Origin of the sequence: Loktanella sp. Alg231-35 (assembly GCF_900143545.1) — a bacterium.
GTDB lineage: Bacteria > Pseudomonadota > Alphaproteobacteria > Rhodobacterales > Rhodobacteraceae > Yoonia.
This window is the reverse complement of the sequence record NZ_FREV01000012.1, coordinates 20,085-39,491: the sequence shown is the minus strand read 5'-3', so window position 1 is coordinate 39,491 and position 19,407 is coordinate 20,085. Positions and strand designations below refer to the sequence as shown.

Annotated in this window: 15 protein-coding genes; 6 read left to right on the top strand and 9 right to left on the bottom strand. The window is 53.7% G+C overall.

What is annotated here, in order from left to right:
- Nucleotides 1–246 precede the first annotated feature (246 nt).
- Together DHN10_RS19290 and DHN10_RS19285 are read left to right on the top strand one after the other, a co-directional pair.
- Nucleotides 247–828: an RNA polymerase sigma factor gene (locus DHN10_RS19290; protein ID WP_108816990.1), complete on the top strand. Its 582-nt coding sequence runs from the start codon at nt 247–249 to the stop codon at nt 826–828.
- Nucleotides 812–1,171, top strand: coding sequence for a DUF6768 family protein (locus DHN10_RS19285; RefSeq protein ID WP_108816989.1), 360 nt, complete (start codon nt 812–814; stop codon nt 1,169–1,171). Before DHN10_RS19290 ends, DHN10_RS19285 begins: the two co-directional genes overlap by 17 nt.
- Before the next feature lie 215 nt (nt 1,172–1,386).
- Here DHN10_RS19285 and DHN10_RS19280 read toward each other — a convergent pair whose 3' ends face one another.
- Nucleotides 1,387–4,620, bottom strand: a complete 3,234-nt coding sequence (locus DHN10_RS19280) for an alkaline phosphatase family protein (RefSeq protein WP_108816988.1) — start codon at nt 4,618–4,620, stop codon at nt 1,387–1,389.
- Nucleotides 4,621–5,167: 547 nt separating this feature from the next.
- Nucleotides 5,168–5,455, bottom strand: coding sequence for a peptidoglycan-binding domain-containing protein (locus DHN10_RS20120; protein ID WP_108817001.1), 288 nt, complete (start codon nt 5,453–5,455; stop codon nt 5,168–5,170).
- 268 nt (nt 5,456–5,723) lie between these two features.
- Here DHN10_RS20120 and DHN10_RS19270 point away from each other — a divergent pair, with 268 nt between their 5' ends.
- Complete coding sequence (locus DHN10_RS19270) at nt 5,724–7,244, top strand: tyrosine-type recombinase/integrase (RefSeq protein WP_108816987.1); 1,521 nt, start codon at nt 5,724–5,726, stop codon at nt 7,242–7,244.
- Between the two features lie 456 nt (nt 7,245–7,700).
- Here the strand turns inward: DHN10_RS19270 and DHN10_RS19265 are convergent, their stop codons facing one another.
- Genes DHN10_RS19265 through DHN10_RS19255 form a run of 3 tightly spaced genes read right to left on the bottom strand, consistent with a single transcriptional unit; the run spans nt 7,701 to nt 9,884 of the window.
- The gene (locus DHN10_RS19265) at nt 7,701–8,354 is read right to left on the bottom strand and encodes a DsbA family oxidoreductase (protein WP_108816986.1); all 654 of its coding nucleotides are present in this window, start codon (nt 8,352–8,354) and stop codon (nt 7,701–7,703) included.
- 17 nt (nt 8,355–8,371) lie between these two features.
- Complete coding sequence (locus tag DHN10_RS19260; protein ID WP_108816985.1) at nt 8,372–9,241, bottom strand: DJ-1/PfpI family protein; 870 nt, start codon at nt 9,239–9,241, stop codon at nt 8,372–8,374.
- Between the two features lies 1 nt (nt 9,242).
- Nucleotides 9,243–9,884 carry an NAD(P)H-dependent oxidoreductase gene (locus tag DHN10_RS19255; RefSeq protein ID WP_108816984.1) on the bottom strand — a complete coding sequence of 214 codons (642 nt, stop codon included), beginning with the start codon at nt 9,882–9,884 and terminating at the stop codon, nt 9,243–9,245.
- A 125-nt stretch (nt 9,885–10,009) separates the two neighbouring features.
- On the opposite strand from DHN10_RS19255, the gene DHN10_RS19250 reads away from it, so the two are divergent.
- The gene (locus tag DHN10_RS19250; RefSeq protein WP_108816983.1) at nt 10,010–10,375 is read left to right on the top strand and encodes a winged helix-turn-helix transcriptional regulator; all 366 of its coding nucleotides are present in this window, start codon (nt 10,010–10,012) and stop codon (nt 10,373–10,375) included.
- A 284-nt stretch (nt 10,376–10,659) separates the two neighbouring features.
- On the opposite strand, the gene DHN10_RS19245 is transcribed toward DHN10_RS19250, so the two are convergent.
- The 4 genes from DHN10_RS19245 to DHN10_RS19230 form a co-directional block, all read right to left on the bottom strand.
- Nucleotides 10,660–11,295 (bottom strand): HAD family hydrolase, encoded by a 636-nt coding sequence (locus tag DHN10_RS19245; protein WP_108816982.1) that lies wholly within the window; start codon nt 11,293–11,295, stop codon nt 10,660–10,662.
- 20 nt (nt 11,296–11,315) lie between these two features.
- Nucleotides 11,316–12,377: an ABC transporter ATP-binding protein gene (locus tag DHN10_RS19240; RefSeq protein ID WP_108816981.1), complete on the bottom strand. Its 1,062-nt coding sequence runs from the start codon at nt 12,375–12,377 to the stop codon at nt 11,316–11,318.
- 26 nt (nt 12,378–12,403) lie between these two features.
- Entirely contained in the window at nt 12,404–14,566 is a 2,163-nt protein-coding gene (locus DHN10_RS19235; RefSeq protein WP_108816980.1) for an ABC transporter permease, read from the bottom strand.
- 91 nt (nt 14,567–14,657) lie between these two features.
- Nucleotides 14,658–15,683: an ABC transporter substrate-binding protein gene (locus tag DHN10_RS19230; RefSeq protein ID WP_108816979.1), complete on the bottom strand. Its 1,026-nt coding sequence runs from the start codon at nt 15,681–15,683 to the stop codon at nt 14,658–14,660.
- 238 nt (nt 15,684–15,921) lie between these two features.
- Between DHN10_RS19230 and DHN10_RS19225 the strand changes: the two genes are divergently transcribed.
- Nucleotides 15,922–16,650 carry a response regulator gene (locus DHN10_RS19225; protein ID WP_108816978.1) on the top strand — a complete coding sequence of 243 codons (729 nt, stop codon included), beginning with the start codon at nt 15,922–15,924 and terminating at the stop codon, nt 16,648–16,650.
- Nucleotides 16,647–19,166 carry an ATP-binding protein gene (locus DHN10_RS19220; protein WP_108816977.1) on the top strand — a complete coding sequence of 840 codons (2,520 nt, stop codon included), beginning with the start codon at nt 16,647–16,649 and terminating at the stop codon, nt 19,164–19,166. Before DHN10_RS19225 ends, DHN10_RS19220 begins: the two co-directional genes overlap by 4 nt.
- Nucleotides 19,167–19,407 lie beyond the last annotated feature (241 nt).

Below are 19,407 nucleotides of genomic sequence, written 5' to 3'. Positions count from 1 at the left end.
CAGCAAAGCGGGCTGCGACCGCAGCATGTTGGGCGAGGGATAAAAGGCCGGTTTGGGACGGGCGTGACGGGGATTGACGCCCCGTTATTTGGCAGATGTTGCGCCGCATCTGATGGCGGCTGAGCGCCCAAAGTGACTGATGCCAAGCTGCGTTTTGCTTGCAGCAAATTTCACAAAGCGAGCGTTGCGGAACAAATTTTTTGCTACTGATTGAACCATCTGCCCGATACAGCGCACCTTATATACATGGAACAGTCAAAAGCACCCACAGCCCAAAAGGCCCGTGCACTCGAGGCCTATTTGGTTACGTCAGCGCGTATGGGGGACACGGCAGCGATGGATCAATTGGTGCGCTTGGTGCAACCACGCCTTTTGAGACATGCGAACCGATTGCTTCACGATGCGGAAGGTGCACGTGATGTTACCCAAACGGCGTGGGTCGATATTCTGCGTGGCTTGCCTCGACTCCGCGAAGTTGCGGCTTTCCGGGCTTTTGCAATGCAGATTGTCACCCGAAAAGTTGCTGCGGCAATCAGAATCCATCAGCGAGATCGGGAATTGGCAACGGGCTGGGCGGAAGAGGCCGAATTCACGATTGCCCCTTTGGGCGAACGTACAACAGATGCACAACATGTGCGTGATGCGATAGCTAAATTGCCGCCAACGCATCAAGCGACTTTGGCGCTGTTTTATCTTGATGAAATGACCGTTGCCGAAGTGGCGACGGCACTCGATGTGCCCATTGGCACGGTAAAGACCCGCTTAATGCATGCGCGTGAAAAACTACGGGTATTATTCAAAGGAGACACAAATGACCAAACTGGATGAATTGATTCAAGAGGCTCTCGAAGGCCAAGACAAGGCCGCTTTGGCTGAAACCAAAGAACTGGGCTATTTCGCACTTGGCCTAAGCCAGTTCAGCGGAAAGTTGGGTTGGGTCACATGGGTGATTATGTTGGTTCAGAGCGCAATGTTCCTGTGCGGTGTTTATTGCGCCACGCAATTCTACTTCGCGACCGAAGTCTTGGGCGCGGTCAAATGGGGTATTACTGGCGCTGTCCTTATGATTGTTGCGACTAGCTTGAAAATGAGCCTGATGCCGCAAATGCAAGCCGACCGTGTTATTCGTGAGGTGAAGCGGTTGGAACTGTTGTTGATAAGCCGAAACTAACGGCTTTGAACTACGTTTTGGTCATCGGGCTAACAAAATACTGCGCGCCATTGCCAGTGTCCGCTTTGGGAAAGCTGGGTTGCGGCGTCAGTAGGCCCGATGAATGGCAGGAATGGGCCGTGAAACCCCGAGGCGACATTCTCATGTTGGCCATCACTTCAAAATATCACTGAGTGTATGAGCAGTTAAGGTGTCATGGCGGGGAAATGCAATGCTTAGCTATTAAATCGGTCCCTTCGCGATGCAGATGGCTTGCCAAGTTGCTTCAGCATGGCGGTCATGTCTTCCCTGTCTTCGGGTTCAACAAAGTCGAGACGGGCAACGGGTCTGGATGCGGCAAAGGCAACCGCAACGGGCTGCTCAGGGCTCTTGACATCGGCCACGATGGCGCGGGGCTGCTCAAGTAATACCTCTCCTAGATGCCGCGCTCGGCGCACACGCTCTGGTATAATTTGCGAATTGACGAAATTTGGCGCAAACCTCTGAAGTAGAGTCTTAAAGACCGTTGCGTGATCAAAAATCTGATGCGCAACAGAACGCGGTGCAACCCGCGGTGAGACCACAAATGTGGGGACTCGAACACCAAACATTTCAACATCCGGATGCGCAAGCGAGATATCTTCAGCCCCGTTTGGATGGCTCGAGTTTGGCGCGCCCGGTGGCGGCACATGGTCAGCAAACCCCCCGTGTTCGTCATAGGTCACCACAATCATTGTTTCGTTCCATTCGGGCCGTGCCTTCGCCTTATTAATGATATCTGCTACGAAGGCTTGTCCTCGCCGGACGTCTGTCGGCGGTTGATCGTCATTGTTTGGCTTCTTGTTCGGCATGCCAGTAAAGTTTGGATCGACGAATGACACAGCCGGCAGCGTGTCTGTCCCGAACTCAGTAATCGGGCGTATCCGCTCCGTTTCCAGGCGAAAGCGTCTAAACGTCCGCAAGAATGTCACGTCGCTCTCGAACACCTTCCAATCGACATTCACCCGATCCAACACGTCAAACAGGGTCAGATGGTCTATATAGCCTGCGTCATCCATGATCGTATCGTTGTCGAGCGCAGGCGTCACACCTGAGTAATAGCAGGACCGATTAGGATAGGTGCCGGCGGGCACCGCGCTGAACCAACGGTCGCAAACGAGATAATTCTCTGTCAGGTCATGGTATGTCTCTATGATATCTTTGGTCTGAAAGCGCAAAGCGCGTTCAGGGTCGTTGAGGAAACCTTCGGGGTTGACCGTGGCCGTCCGCTCAAGCTTGCGCGCGTATTCAGAGGCAAATCCGTTCATCTCACCATTGTTGATCTGCCGCATGATTGACAGGTGTTCATGTGGCAAATTCGGTCGAAATTGCGGGTTGGGGCCGGGCAAGGGCGTGGCAATCGTCCCTTCCAGATCGCCGCCCAGCACGCGCGATTTTTGAATGGCCCCGGCTACAACAATCTCCGGGCCCGGTGGTTGCACGCGTTCTAGCCCGTCGACGTCCGTGCGGTCGCCAAACTGCGGGTGCGACAGATAACCGAGCATGTGATCGAACGACCGATTTTCCATCATGACAAAGATGAAATGCTTGATTTCGTTCAGGCGCGCTTCCGGGGGCACGGCGACGAGCGGTTGCGGGCCAATGGGGTTGTTGTCGTGATCTATCGGGTCCACCGGCGGTACCTGAACCTCGATCTCGGCGGTTGGGGACGGCGTGTTATCCCAGTTCGGGTCATGTGGTACTTTCAGCTGATCGCGGTTGATCGTCGCAATCGCCAGCTCTGTGCGCGAGGCAGCGGCCTTGTGAAACGACTGGTCGCGGTTAGCGACAGTTTCAAAGGCTTCGACGATCAAGTCCCCGATCTCCAGCGCTCGATCTTGGAACATCTTGTGGACGGCAATCGGCACCTCTCTTTCGGCCTTATCCGCAAGGTAGTCGAACAGGGCTTCTCCGCCTTGCTCGACCAAGAAGGCGCCGAGGGTCGCGAGCCCTTGCGTCACGAATACCAGCCAAGGGGGAACGTCGAGGTCAATGTCCAGATCGCCGATTTCGAGCCGGAAGTTCAACAGAGGCATAACCGCACCAATCGTGAACATATCGCGCGGCAAATCGCCATGTGGTGCAGGGATCTTCCGGTGGGTCTGTCGGATCAACAGATGGGCATGTGCCTCAACAACATCTAGTTCAATCGCAATCGGCCCCAGTGAGCCATGCGTGCGTGTGATCTTGTAGCTGGTCGAAAGCCCGACATCGGCGCGGTCATGGTTCTCACCATCCATCAGAAGCGGATATCGCTCTTTGAGATCCTCGAATGACCTTTTGAACCGGGCCCTGTGTTCCGACGAGTGCGGTCGAAAGTCCAGGAATTCCTCTACCTTCTCCGCAAAGTTCGGACGAAGGCGGAAATAGGCCGCTTCCAGTTCTACAATCTGCTCGTCCGAGAAATTGGTATTGACGAAAAGACCCGACATCGCCCCATCCAAGTCCGCAAGAAAGAATTCCAAGACCTCTCCAAACAGATCCTCGGCACTCATGATATCAAGCTCGCCGGGTTCGAACGTTGCGCCGCCCATTTCCCATGACCCCGGCAAATCGGCTTCAAGCGAATGAAGGCCCAGATGCTTTGCTACGTCTCCCTTGAAGGTCGCTCGCGCTTTGCCCGCATCAATGATGACGGTGGGGGTAAGCGACGCCAGCGCGTCATTGAAAACACGTGTGAACATCTCTGTTGGCATTCGAACAACATTCGTTCGAGCTTTCCGCCGCACCGACACGCTGCAGGGGATGCAGATCACTGGAACATCGTTGGGATTTACAAACTCAACATCGACAATCTCGTTGCCGTCGATGGCCTCGGTTTCGAAACTTGGCGCTCCAAGGTGGTCATCGCTTCCCAAAAGGCGCTGGCGGGTGATTTCTGGCCCGTCCCGGATTTTTACGATCACGTCAATCGGAAGCGCCTTAGGCAAGCTGGGTTCAACCGGAGCGAACACGTCCGCGCCTAAAATCGGACGATCCGGGCGGATGCGCATGGCAACCGTGTCAGGCTCGCCCTCTAGTGCGTTATTGCCCGATGGTGGTGCAAAGGTCGTGCGGAGCAATCGCGCGGTGTGCGAGGTCGCCAAAGCTTCGTGCTCCCCTCGTTCCGTCCCATCGTCGGGGATCCGTGCGTGCAAAGTCTCTGGGGCCAAAACCGGTCCGGGATTCTCTGAAATGGAAACGCGCGGCGCATTCAGCACATCAAGTGATAACCAAGCCTCGCAGCGGGCACGGACCTGTAGACCTGAACCTGGGATAGCGCGGAACGATACCTTATGATGTGCGCCTGGCCGCAGCGCAAAATACTTTAGCTCCATGAAGACGTTGTTGTCGACGAATTGCGAGCCGCCCCAATCCGCAACGGCAACATTCCCACTTCCAACGAAGTCAGCAAGTCTTCTGTGGACCAATAAGCTCTCATGAATTGGCATTACAAATTCTCCTTTGAAAAAAATCCCGCCGCCGACTTGATAACAATACCCTCCTGCACTGCGCCAATGGTTCCCAAATTGCTCAATCTTGAATGTACCATCTACTTGAAATTTTAAGCAAGTAACGGCACTTCAGGCTCTCCATATGGAAGCTTATACGACGTCTGTGTTGTGTCTGCTTGACAGAGGCGTTTCCCTGACAAAATTGGGGATTTCGAGTCTTGGGTATCGGTGAATGCCACCAGATCAATGGCTGGGTGAGGTCGTTCCGCGGCGGTATTCGTTTTCGGGTTGCATTCGCAAAGTAGCCGCCAATGTTCAATTTGGCAGATATGCATTGGAGCCTTCACTACAGAGACCGTAGTGAAGGCTGACTTTGTCCGCACCTTTCCCATTCGTCGATCTCGAGATTTCGCGCTCGCAGCGAATGTCGGGAACGTAGGCGCGACTGCAGTATCAGAACCTGCAGGTCAACGGCAGCTTTGGGCCGAAGTAAAACAAGCAAAGACCAAGTCCGTTGAGCCGCATGAACATCCAAGAGTGCTTGTTAGCAGCGACCGTTTGGACTACTCGCAAGCGCTTTTGCTGTCGCGGGCCCGTATACGCCATCAGGTGTTAAGCCGTATGCCTGCTGGAACCTGATCAAAGCGCGTTGGGTGGCTGGACCCCAGTCCCCGTCGGCGAAGTTCTGGGACAGCCTACTGCAATGCCGTCTGAGTTGTATCTGAACATTGAGAACCGGAACTGTAGAGGAATTGCTACCTCTTGTGCATTCACGAGAACGACTGCCAAGATCGCATCGTAGGCGGTTTCTACCATCCCTTGTTCTGACCATCTCGCCTGCGCTGCGGTGGCAATGATAGGGTCTACTTCCCGCATGGCATCCGGCAGCGTTAAGTCCACCCGGATGGGCGAGCAGTTCTTGCGATGTCGGCAACTGCATCAGAGTTATGCAGGCTGCTAACTTAAGTGCATTTGCAAAAATCTCCATCAATGCCTCCAAATCACAATTCTAAATGACTCGGAGTTGTGCAACTGGTAGTTGTTGATATTATGACTGCTTAACTTCAAGATTGCGGCGGTTAGTTTGACAGGAGGCCGATGTGTCATTTTCGCGTGAGGCTACAAGATACTTGAAATCAGAAGGGCTTGATCATCCATGTGCATTTGAAAGCCCCAATCAGATCGAGAATCTTAACATCAGGTCTACAGCTTATTGGCATTCACTCTATCAAGGTCGGCACATCGGGATTCACAAGCCAGATGCCGCCATCTGCAATTGGACCGCGCGGGTTCTCACCACAGACAAACTCTATCGGCAAAAGTGTCTTGGCTCGGCCCTGGAGCTAGGCAATGGAGCAATCGACTATCGCACCGCTCTGGCGCGAGCCTTTGAGTGGTTTGATACGCGTGAGGTCAGTGCGATGGCGACATCACCTCGCGCCATTGGCCGGATCAAGGACGTCAACATATGCCCAATTGGTGATGTGTATACTGTTGGACATGCCTTGAGGGACTATTGCGAATGGACACGCATTGCCCGCTCTGAAGGCGGACACTACAACAACCTAGTTCTGATCAACTATCACCTCATCCCGAACTTTGCGTTTCTGCCGCTGGAAGAGTTTAATGCGCGGCACCTTAGAGAGCTTGCGCAACAAGTGCTCGAAACGCCTCCCAAGTATGGGTTTCGAGAAAGGCAGCCTCGTGTTGGCATAGAAATGCTATCGAGTGACGAGCTGCGACGTCGCAAGCGTACTTTCAACTCACTTGTGACAATCCTTAAGATGGCGTTCAAACATGCATGGGACAACGCAGCTATCGAGTCAGAAAGACCTTGGCGGTGCCTCAAGCGCATCCCAGTTAATCATTCTCCTCGAACGATCTTTCTCGACCGAAAGGAATGTGGGCGACTTCTTGACGAATGCACCCCAGCGCTCAAGAAGCTTGTTCTAGCTGCGCTCTATAGTGGCTGCCGTGTCGGTGAACTGGGCAACCTCATCGTCGGAGATGTAGGAAAGCAAGGCTTTGGTATACGCGTGGATGCTTTCAAACGGTCGCCGGCAAGGTTTGTGTTTCTGCCTGACGAAGGCATGGCGTTCTTTCTGGCGCAGTGTGAAGGCAAATCTGCGCAAGACTTCGTCCTGAGTTCTGACATGGGCAAGCCTTGGCGTAAGCAGCACACGCAGTTGTTTCGCAGAGCGGTTGCCCGAGCAGGTTTGCCGCGAGAATTGGTCTTTCACGGGTTACGTCACACCTATGCTAGCGACCTTGTGAGAGCGGGCGTCCCTTTGGATATCGTGGCAAAGCAACTTGGACATGCGAGCAGCATCACTGTCAGCAATACGTATGGGCACCTCGCTGAACAATATCGCGAAGAGCAGGTCAGGACGAAGTTCTCGCCATTAAGTGCAAAACAGGTTCAAGAAGCGCAACTTCGCAAGCCCGAACTCGATCAGCTCTGGAGCAATGTGCAAACCGATGATTGGAGGCAGTATGCGAAAACTGGTCAAAGCAACCTCCAACCCCGACAAGCCTTTGCTAACCCGGTCAAAGAAATTGCCGAGTATTTTAACTCTGTCGACGAGTTGGTTTCCAAAGCAGATCGGACGAAGTTGAACTAAGGCCTCTTCAATTTTTCCTTCCGGGGCGGCAAACAGCACCACGCTCTCAAACGTTTAATAAAATCTTAACCTTATGAGGTGATCAACAGTGCAATACGAAGGGAACGTCATCATGTTCAAACAAACTTATGACCTAGAGAAAATCAGGTGCTTGGAGGCTGCGTTGATCGAGTATGTCGAGCGCCATGGTTTGACCGTCAGCGCAAGGGACGCTCTTAAACAATTGGATGATATTCAAATTCCTAGACTGGGTTCTTAACCAAGAACACCGGTCAATGTCCGCAAAGGGCCGTCCCTGCTGGCATAATGCTCGGCGTCGGTTGAACATGCTGCGACCGATTTAACGGCCGCAACGAGCCTGAAGTAACTTTTTGCTGTGATGCCGCGAATGTCGGCATTATGCCGCTCAATGTAAATTCAAACTATTTTTTAGTCCCATTCGCAGAAAAGGACTGGTCAGGCATCCTGGGGTTGAAGCTGAGTGAGTATGTTTTTGAAGTTATCGACACCCTGCGCGCCGGTGACCAAATGTTGGCGATCGAAGATGACGGCAGGAACGCCGCTGATACCTTGCTCGATCCAGAATTTTTGCTCTTGGCGCACTGCGGTTGCAAATCTCTGATCGGTAAGAACTGCTTTTGCCTCGTCGCGATCCAAGCCGACTTTTCCAGCAACTTCGACCAACACAGCATCGTCAGACAAGTTCCGCCCGTGGGTGAAATGCGCGGTGAACAGTGCCAGTTTTAAAGCGTGCTTGCGGCCTTGTTCATCTGCCCAATGCAGCAGTTGATGGGTGTTGAACGTGTTGTGCATGCGAAAGCCATCGGCAAAGTTGAAGTCGAACCCAAGCTCTTCGCCGCGCGCGGTCATCATCGCGCGATTGGCTGCTGATTGTTCTGGCGTCGTTCCGTATTTCTCGGCCAGATGTTCACCGATGCCTTGCACTTCGGGGGGCATATTCGGATTTAGCTCAAACGGATGCCAGTGGATTTCGTGGTCCACATCGCTTGCCTCCAAGGCGGTTTCAAGTTGGCGAAACCCGATGATGCACCAAGGGCACATCACGTCCGAGACAATATCAATACGGAGCGGGGAATTTGTGTCAGTCATGATGTGCGCCTTTGGCTCTAGGAGTTCGCGTCGGTGCGTTTTAGCAAGGTCGTTGCTGCCAGTCTGCCGAAATCATTGGCCGCCTGTGGGCTCGCACCTGTCACTAGGCGGCGGTCAACATGGGTCGATTTGTCGGCCTTATTGTTGATGGTTTCCACGCCTAATGCATTCAGCCTTTCGCAGACCCACCATGGCATCGGACCAGGCAAGTAGCCGATCATCGGCGTTTGCTTGTCCACTGCATCGGGAAACACCGTCATCTTATAGCCGTCATACAAGAAACCTGCGTCGCTTTTTGCAGCCAACAGCGCGGCAGGGCCATGGCACAGCGCAAGGGTATGAAGACCGGTCATATGCGCCCAATGCAGCACCTTTCCGAGGTCAGCATTGCTTGGCAACCCAAGCATTGCGCCGTGACCACCAGGGATAAAGACGGCGGCGTAGGCCGTGTCGTCTGTCATCGTGTTGGCGACAAAATCGGCAAGGCTACGAGGGTTTTGAAACGCACTTGCAAAGTCGCGGAACAGTTTTTGGATATCCGCGTCGTCAGCAGGCATCGCCCATTCCTCGATTGCGACCGGTGCGCCAGTTGGCGTCACTACATCAATCTCGAACCCTGCGTTCATCAGATGCAGCATTGGCAGCCCCATCTCGACAGGGTGGTTGCCGGTCGAGAATTTCTTGCCATTGGCCATCGTCATGTTGCGTTGCTCAGTGCAGACCATCAGCACGCGGTTCTTTTTGCCTGCGTATGTTCTGGCGTAAGCCCCGCCGTCATAATCGGTCGTAGATGAAGTGCCCAATTTGATCGCAAAGGGCGACGGGCTGAATGCGCCGTCGGCTGTGGGTGTCGGCTGCGCGCGGAAAAGTTTGCGAAGAATACCCATGTTAGTTCACCTCTGTAACGAGAGTGTCGCGGGTTTTGCGCACCTTATCCATCGGCGCCAGCCAATCGCCGTCCTCATCGCGATACCCCAACGGCATCAAAACGAGGGAGCGCAAACCACGTTCTTTCAGGCCAAGGATCGCATCCACAGCGTCAGGGCCAAAGCCTTCCATCGGGGTGCTGTCGACCTCTTGTTCAGCAGCAGAGACGAGCGCGATGCCCAAAGCGATATAGGCCTGGCGGGCCGCGTGGGCGTAGTTCGTTTCGGCGTCGCGAGGCACGTAGTTCGATTTCAGATTGTCATAATAGGCGTGCAGCATCGGCAAATCACCGCGCGCTGCAACATTCAGATCAACAACTTCGTCGATGCGGTCTGCCGTGTAATTGTCCCAAGCCGCAAAGACCAACACGTGCGACCCGTCTATGATCTGAGCTTGCCCACCAGCAGCCTCGGTGATTTTGGCGCGGATCTCTGGGTTTGTCACAACAAACACTTCAAACGGTTGGGTGCCGCTGGAGGTAGGGGCCATGCGGATCGCCTCGATGATGGCCTCAACCTTTTCCTGCGGGACTGTTTTTGATGGGTCCATCTTCTTGGTGGCGTAGCGCCAGTTTAAAAGGTCATTGAGTGGCTTGGCTGTCATCAGTCTCATCCTATTGTCAGACCCTTTTGGGAGCGGTATATATTTGTAACTGACGATCTAATGAACACTGGATCACGCCGCAAGAAGGCACATTTCTGAACCTCGGTTACACAAAGGGAACCGCCATGCTGGACGACAAACAATGCCCTGACTGCAAACGTATCAACGAGGTTCTGTCCCGGGTCGGTGATAGGTGGAGCGTGCTTGTCGTGATCTCGCTCGCTCAGTACGGGACGCTGCGATTCAATGAACTCAAACGCAACCTTAGCATCTCGCAAAGGATGCTCAGCCTGACGTTAAAGGAGCTGGAGCGCGACGGTCTTGTGAATCGGACATACCACCCAACCATTCCGCCAAAAGTGGAATACAATTTGACCAAGATGGGCGAGTCTTTTCGTGAACCAGTAAACGTGTTGGGAAACTGGGCGTTGGATAATCTTGCCAAAATAGATGTATCGCGGGAGGCCTATGATGAACGAGCGAGCAACTAGCCAATTAGCTTAATGAAAGTCCGGTCAGCGCCAAAAGCGGCCCTTCACATACAGTGCATTGATGGCCGCTTAGTCCCGCTCAGTGTGAGTACGACCATCCCGCTGTTTTGCGGCTGCAGCGAAAGGTGCCAATGCGGGCTGCGACCACAACATCGCGATGAGTGATCGAACGGCACCTTTGGGGCAGTCCCCATTGGGAGAACACGTCTATCCGCTGAATATGCTGCTCTGATCTAACGGCGGCAGAGAGCCAAATGTGACAAATTTCTGCAACCTAGCGAAGGTCAGCAACGAACAACTTGAATGACGTCCGATCCAGCAGCGATGGCTGCGGACACACCTTCTGCAGAATCCTCAAAAACCAAAGTCTTGGCCGCAGGAAACCCAAGTCTTCTTGTGGCATGGTCAAAGATGTCGGGCGCCGGTTTAGCCGGAAGACCATCTGAGATTGAGACAATGGTGACGAAGTAACTTAGCAAGTTAACAGCTTGTAATGAGGCAGTTGCGACTTCGATTTCTGCGTTGGTTCCGACAGCCATTGGATAGGCTCCGGCCAAGGTTCGGACAAGTTTACCCGTCTCGGTGATCGGGAATACCGCTGTTGTCGCGCCAATAAACGCGTCAATGCTGTGCTGAGCCGCCAAAGCGATGTCCACAGTCCCCGAAATGTCTGTCGACAAGGCAGATAAAATCGACCGGCGATCGAGGCCTGTCCTCTTGGCATACCAATCGCGATCCATATCATATCCCTGCGCGCGAGCCGCTGTCCTAAAGGACTGAAAATGCGCCTCGCTGCTGTCGACGAGGGTACCATCGCAGTCGAAAATGATTGCACGATAACCGCCTGCGGTGATTTCAGATTGCCAATCTTGCGATGCGACGTTTCGTTGCGTTCCAGCTGAAAACAAGATGCTGTCCATAACGATTGCTGTCTCCCAGACTATGCCGCAACAAGACGTGCAAGGTCCGCGTCGAATTGAATGGTTACGGTGTCGCCTTGGGCAAAAGGCTTGTCGGTTACGCCACTGATCACAAAAAGCGACCCGATCGTACTTTCTACCGTGTACTGGATTTCTTTGCCGAGGTAGGCCGCATAGCTGACTTCGCCCTTGATCCCCGGCTGATCGGGGGAAGCGAGATGCAGATTATGCGGGCGAAGCACCAATTTGGCAGGCCCTCTTTGCAGCCCACCGTCGCGAACTTTATACCTTAAATCATCTAGAACCACCGAAGCCTCCCCGTTCGTCACACTTTCGATACCGCAATCTGCAAGATTGGCGTCCCCGATGAAGTCGGCGATAAACGCCGATTTTGGGGCCTCGTAAAGATCGCTGGGCGATCCTTCCTGCGCGATCTCCGCGTTCTTCATCACGATGATGCGGTCCGAGACGGCCATCGCCTCTTCTTGGTCGTGGGTGACATACACCGCTGTAAGGCCAAGGCGTTGTTGGATTTGGCGAATCTCTTCGCGCACATGGCGGCGGAGTTTTGCGTCTAGGTTTGACAGAGGCTCGTCTAACAACAAAACTTCGGGCTCCAGCACGATCGCACGCGCCACCGCGACGCGCTGTTGTTGACCGCCTGACAGCTCACTCGGCAAACGATCACCAAAACCGGCGAGACCAACCAATTCTAATCCATGTTCTGCTTTTTTAGCAGCTTCAGCTTTAGGCATCGATTTCACGGTAAGGCCGTAAGCCACGTTTTGGCGGACGGTCATATGTGGGAATAAGGCGTAGGATTGGAACACCATCGACACTTTGCGGTAAGTTGCCGTCAGATGCGTGACGTCTTCGCCACCGATGTGGATGTTACCAGCGCTGGCCATCTCAAGCCCCGCGATCAGACGCAGTGTCGTGGTCTTGCCGCATCCCGATGGGCCAAGCAGGGTTACAAGCTTGCCGGGGTCAATCGTCAGATCAAGGCTTCTAAGGGCCGTGACCTCGCCAAATTTCTTGACGACGCCCTCAAAGTGGACGGAACCAGGGGTGGATTGTGTCATAAGTTTCTCCGAGGTTTGGCCTGGTTTCAAGCCGCTGTTTGGACGCGGTCGGTGCGGCGCAGACGGCGCGAACCAACAAGAAGTTGAAGGAGTAGGATCACGGTGAGCATGGTGATGATCAGCACGGCTGAGTAAGCAATCGCGAGACCAAATTCACCGTTCTCGACACGCCCTACAATGAACGATGTCGCCATGTTGTGTTTGGCACTGACCAAGAAGATGACAGCACTGACAGACGTGATCGCGCGCACAAAGCTATAGGTGAGTGCAGCAAGGATAGCAGGCCCCATCAAAGGCAGGATCACACGCCGCACGGTCATAAAGCTGTTGGCACCCAGCGTGATCGAGGCTTCATCAAGGCTTTTGTCCAGTTGTGACATAGCCGCGATACCGCCGCGTACGCCAACGGGCATATTGCGGAAAACAAACACGATGATCAGGATGATGCCTGTGCCCGTCAGCTCAATAGGTGGGAAATTGAACGCCATAATGTAACTGACCCCGATCACGGTGCCCGGAATGGCAAAGCTAAGCATTGTTGAGAACTCGAATAGATCCTTGCCTGCAAACTTTTGACGGACCAGAAGATAAGCCGTCGAAAGTCCAACAAGAGCAGTCAAAGGGGCCGCGATAGACGAAATTGTCAACGTGGTAAAATAGCTGTCCCAAGCTACTCCGGACAAGCGCCCAGTTGTATAGTCGATCCCAAACGCACGGATGTAATGATCGAAGGTAAAGCTATGATCGTAGCCCCATAGTTTCACGAAACTACCAAAGACGATCATCGAGTAAACGATTGCCGTGAGAGCCGCCCACGGCAATGCGGTGGCATAGCAGAGGTTTTTCACCATTGGGCTAAGCGAGGCGTTCTGGCCAGAATCGGCCTTACCTGTGATCGTCGCATAAGATTTTTGGCCCAACCACATACGTTGCAGCAAGAACGCAGAGAGCGTCAGAGTGAGCAGCGCAATCGCAAGAACTGCCGCCTTTGCAGGATCAGCCACAGAACCAACGATGGCAAAGAATATATCAGTCGACAGCACCGAAAAACCACTGCCTAAGACCAGGGGATTGCCAAAATCGGCAAGGCTTTCGATGAACCCCAGCAAGAACGCATTTGCCAAACCGGGGCGCATCAGTGGCAGTGAAACAAATCGGAAGGTCTGCCAGCGGTCTGCGTCAAGTGTCTGAGACGCTTCCTCCATGGACGGGCTGACGCCTTGCACGACACCGATCAAGACGAGGAATGCAATCGGGGTGAAGGACAAAAGCTGCGCGATGTAGACGCCCCAAAATCCGTAAAGCCAGCGGGTTTTTTCCGTACCAAACAGGTCTGCCGCAAAAGCCGTGACCGAGCCATTTCGCCCGAAAAGGAGGATCAACGCGAGGCCAATGACAAACGGCGGTGTAATGATGGGAATGACCGTTAGAACGCGCAGCAGTTTTTTCGCGCGAAATTCAGTGCGGGTGAAGATCAGTGCGAACGAAAGACCAAGGAACGTCGTACCAAGCCCCGTAAGGGTGGCAAGGAACACCGAATTAATTGCAACGCCACAAGACCGATCAGAGACAAAGCACCGCAGTCCCCAGATTTCACTGCTGAAAAAACGCGGGAAAAAGCTGGTCAGGCTGTAACCGCCGTCAACTTCAAACGCGCGGACAAGAATGTGCATGACAGGGAAAAACACGAAGATACCGACAAGCGCGATGATCAGGCCAATCATGCTGACCACGAAGGCGTCACCGCGTCCTTTGCCAGTTTGTGACATGGAAACCGTCAGCGCAAACAAAAGACCCGCGATGCAAACGGCGGCACCCACTCCCATTCCGGGTTGGCCCGCGGTGATGGTTTCACCGGTCAAAAGGCCCTCGAAAAGACGCGGGCCAGCGCGCACAATAATCAGACCTTGTACGGCTGTCCCAAAAAGGCCAAACGCGGCAAGCTGTAGCGTTGTCTTGGCGCGCTGCACTGGCCTTTTCATAGCGAGAACAACGGCGATGGCGGCAATAAGCGCCAACCCAATAGGCGCCATCCACCAATGCCCCGACATCGCAAGCCAAAGTCCGCTTGAAGATGCCCCGTCCGTCATCCATTCAAATGAGAAAAAGCCAGCGTCCGTCATATGCCATGGCAGCACAGCAAAGCCTGCAAGCCCAATATAGAGCCAGAACAAAACCGTTCGTTTCATATTCAAGTCCAGTGAAGTGAGAGAGAGGGTGCCCAAAGTGAGGGCACCCAATAGTCGACGTTATGAAAGAGCTGAACGCCAACAGTGAGACTTACTGCTCAGGATTGGGATCACCCACATCAGAGTCCCAGCGCGCCAACAATCGCGCCCGTGTATCGCTCGACCCGTAAGTCGCGAAATCGTAGTCGATCAGTTTGATCGACGCGAGATCGGGCGATTCCGGTGCAACTTCTGCATTGGAGTTTGATGGGACTTGGAACGATCCTGTTTCCGGTGCACGTGACTGAATGTCCGCGCGAAGTGCAAATTCGACCCAAGCCTTGGCGCCGTCAAAGTTACGCGCGCCCTCAATGATGCTGACAGCGCCAACTTCATAACCCGTGCCTTCGCATGGAGCGACAGCAACCAATGGGAAACCCTGTGCGGCAAGATTGACCATGTCATGCATAAAGCCGATGGAGACACCCGTTTCGCCCCGCGCGGCAGCCTTAGATGGGGCAGAGCCTGACTTGGTATATGAGTTCACGTTCTGGCCGATAGCGGCAAGCTTCGTATATGCCTCGTCTTCGCCAAACAACTGCACGAACGTCGCAAGCTCTGTATAGGCCGTGCCTGAGCTGTTCGGGTTCGCCACCTGAATTTCACCCGCAAATCGTGGGTCTTCCAGATCGGCCCAGCATGCTGGCGGTGCGATGTCTTTTTCAGCCAAAATCTCGGAATTATACGCCATAGCCAAGGCACCGGCATAAATGCCGATCGATCGGCCTTCTGAGATTGTGGCCATGTTCTGCGCCCAACCAAGCAATTCAGACGTATCGACACCGGACGCTTGGGTCAGGCCTTCTTCAGCTGCGATCAAGTGTGGATCGCCCGTCCCGCCCCACCAAACGTCAATCTTTGGATTGCCCGCTTCGGCGCGGATCTGTGCCAATGTTTCGCCTGTGGACTTGCGCACCATCAGCACATCGGTGTCAGGGTTTTCAGCCTCAAAAGCTGCGACCATCAGATCACACCAGTCTTGTTCCGCGCTACAGACAACGCTGATTTCGTCCGCAAACGCGGCAGTTGCCCCTGCCATCATCAAGACAGCTGATGAGACCAAACCAAATTTTCTCATGTCTTCCTCCCAGAAGTGTTTCTTGCCCCAACGGATGTGTCTCCGGGCGGCTTCGACAGCTTATGAGGCAATCGCAAAAACGCAGACCCAACGTGCATTAACAATGCTACAGGCCCGCATGTTTCTGGTTAACAGAATTACAAACCGCCACGGTTTTGTAATATTTGAAACGAATAAACCTGAGACGGACGAACAGATTGCCGGTAGGTTTAAAACCAGACCGGGAGAATGCAGGCGAATGGATCGTGCAAAAATTGGGATTGTGGACGACGAAGCCGGGATGCGCGACGCGCTCGTCGCTTTGCTGACCGAAAACCAATTTGATCCGATCCCCATGGAAAGCAGCGCGGATTTTTTGGAGCTCCGCAAATCTGTTGATTTTGATCTCGTCTTGATCGATTTGCAGCTCAAGGGTGAAAGCGGTCTCGCGTTGGCAATGGACATTCGTCACAAAGGCGATCTGCCCATTGTGATGCTCACTGGCCGTGGCGACGAGACTGACAAGATTATCGGACTAGAGGTCGGCGCGGATGATTATTTGCTGAAACCCTTCAATCCGCGCGAATTGATTGCGCGCATTCGTGCTGTGCTGCGCAGGTACGGAAAAGGGGTCAGCGCGCCATTGGCGCCGGAAAGAGACGACAAGAACATCGCCTTCGGGAAGCTGGCCGTTGATCGCACCAACAAGATTGTCACCGCACAGGATGGTGGCGAAGTTCCTTTGACCAATGCCGAATATCGGTTGTTAGATTTCTTTCTTGATCGGCCCAACAAGATTATTCCGCGTGTTGATCTGCTTGCTGAAATTGGCAGCGATTTGAACCGCTATATGGACCGAACGATTGACGTATTGATCCTGCGGCTTCGTCGCAAAATCGAGGAAAATCCATCTAAGCCGGTTCACCTTCAGACACGCCGAGGCCAAGGCTATATCTTTGTCACCGAGAACTCGGGACCTAACAATTGAGATTTTTCAACCTGCGAACCGTGCGTGGCAGGCTTTGGGCGGCGCTTGCGCTTTTGTCAGTTGCGGTGCTATCGGCAAGTGCGGTGACGTGGATTGCATTGCAACGTGTTGACGCGCGTTTGCAGGATTTGCACCAAGAAACGCTTAGCCAGGTGGCCCAAGCGATCGATCTGTCAAAGCGATCTTCTGATCTTGCAACATCTGCCCCTTATCTTTTGAACCAGCGTTCCAATTTCCTTATCGAACAAGAAGGTGCAAAACTTCTAACCGTCCTGGATCGTGTCCGCACCGATTGGCCAGAGACCCGTTTTGGCAACGCGCAAGACCCGTCACCACCTGTTTCCGACATTCTGGATAGTATGACTGCGGGCGTTTCCGATCTTGTTGCCGCCTCGCGCAATCTTGATGCGTTGCAGGCGCAATTGCGCGTGCAGACAGCAGTTCTTGGCATTCTCAGGAATACGGCGACGATGGCAACGGCTGCGCCGGCAGGCGATGATACGACACGCCTGATCTGGTGGTCGCTTCAAAGTATGAACGCCGATGCATTGAATGCAGCCTATGCTGGGAACCTGATCGGTGTCGGTGAAGAACAGCGGCAATATTTGCGGCAGCGTGAAACGCTCAAGGAGGTTCCACTCCAAGGTCAACAAGAAGTCTTTCTTGAACAGCTTGAAGATGCAGTCTGGGGTGTAGCGGGTATTTTTGAATTAAGGCGCCTTGAACTTTCAAGCAATCTGGAAGCCCAAAACGCGCTGTTTCGCATTCGGCATGATGCGAACCGCATTAACGAACTTGCAGGCGAATACGCAGACCAGGCAGAGGCATTTCTGGCCAGTGAAAGGGCCGCCTCATCGCGGACGATCTGGGTCGCGCGCATGTCCGTTGCGGCCATTAGCGCAGTCAGTCTTGCCTTGGCTATGACCGCGGCCATCTATGTATCGCAATATGTAACATTCAATATCACGCGGGTCTCGGCCGCGATGGTTCGGCTTGCAAATGGAGATCGCGCCAGCGCCCTACCGCGCCGCCTTGATGGTAAGGATGAGATCGGAGATCTGTTTCGGTCCTTTCGTAGTTTTCGGGCAAACGCATTGCGGTTGGACCGGTCCAACCGGCAACTAGATCAGCGCAACGCGCTTTTTGAAAAAGTATTCACCAACATTTCAGACGGCATCGCCATTGCGGATGCGGCGGGTCGTGTGACAGCGCGCAATCCCGCATTTCTTAAAATCCTGCGGCTGCCGGATGAATCGCCCGACGCCGCATCGCTTGTCGACTGGCTGCACCAGGGGCGATTTGCCAAGGCCGCACAAGCTATTGATCTTAGTCACGATCATCGCGGCCACTGTGAATTGGTATCGTCAGATGGGCAGGTGTTGGACATACGTGCAAGCAAGTTGCCCGACGATGGTCGTGTCTGGCTTTTGGCCGACGTCTCAGAACGTCGTAAGATGTCTGATCGGCTGCAACAAATCGACCGGATCGAAACCCTTGGCAAAGTTGCGGGGGACGCTGCCCATGATTTTGCCAACATCCTGTCAACTATTCGAACCCATGCGCACCTGCTTGAAACGCGCGGTCATGACGACGCTAGCGAAAGCCTTGATGCTATTGGAAATGCTGTTGATTTGGGGGGGTCCCTGACGGATCGCCTGTTGGCATTTGCCCGCAAACAAAGCCTGACACCGGAGGTGGTGGACCTTAACGCGTTGGTAGAGGGAATGGCTGATCTGGTTGAGATCGGCCTTAAGCCAAATGTGCAGCTGGACATCGCACTATCCGACAAGCCCTTGCACGTACGTGTTGATCCCGGCCAATTGGAATCGGCACTATTGAACCTGCTGTTAAACGCCAACAATGCCATCTCAGAAATAGGACATATCAAAGTGACCCTCGATCAGCGCGGGACCGACCAAGCTCACATTTTGATCGAAGACGACGGACATGGGATGCCGCTAGAGGTTCTTGATCGCGCGATTGAGCCCTTCTTCACAACCCGAGAAGGCGAAGGCGGAACTGGGCTAGGCCTCTCCATAGTCTACGGATTCATTCGGCAAACTGGAGGGCAACTGAATATCGACAGCGAAGCCGGACAGGGTACACAAATTGAAGTGTTGTTGCCACTTGCGGTGACTGATGAAGTGCAATCACGCACATCTTTTGCATATGCCTGCTTGCTCGTAGAAGATGACTCTAAAACCCGCGCGTATATAAGGAAGCTTCTCGTTGAACTTGGGTATGATGTCACAACAAGCGACACAGGACACGATGCGATGACATTGCTTCAAGAAAAGCGATTTGACCTGCTGCTTAGCGATCTTGATCTTGGCGGGACTATTGATGGTCTTGATCTCGTCAAGGCAGCTTGGCGGGGTCCGCACAACGTGAAGACAATTATCATGTCGGGTAAATCATCTGCAAAAACGGCCGTACCTGATCATACTGCGTTCATCGAAAAACCGGTCACAAGCAGCACGCTTGCTGAAGCTCTTTATCTGGAAAAGCAAAACTGAACTTGCCAGCAGCAGACTTTGGGCTAATCGCAGCGAGAACTCACTTTGTCCCGCACTCTGTGAGTCCAATGGGTCCGCAGAGAACGTCCACCTTTCCTATACCAGCCGTTCGTTATTGGCGCAGCTAATGTCCGTTGAGAGCCCAACCTGTACTTTGGATTTTCTCGCTGCGTGCGCTCGCAGCGTCAGAAATGCCGCGTAAGCAAGAAATTCGGTGCCGGATCGCAGTGGAAGGAGCAGA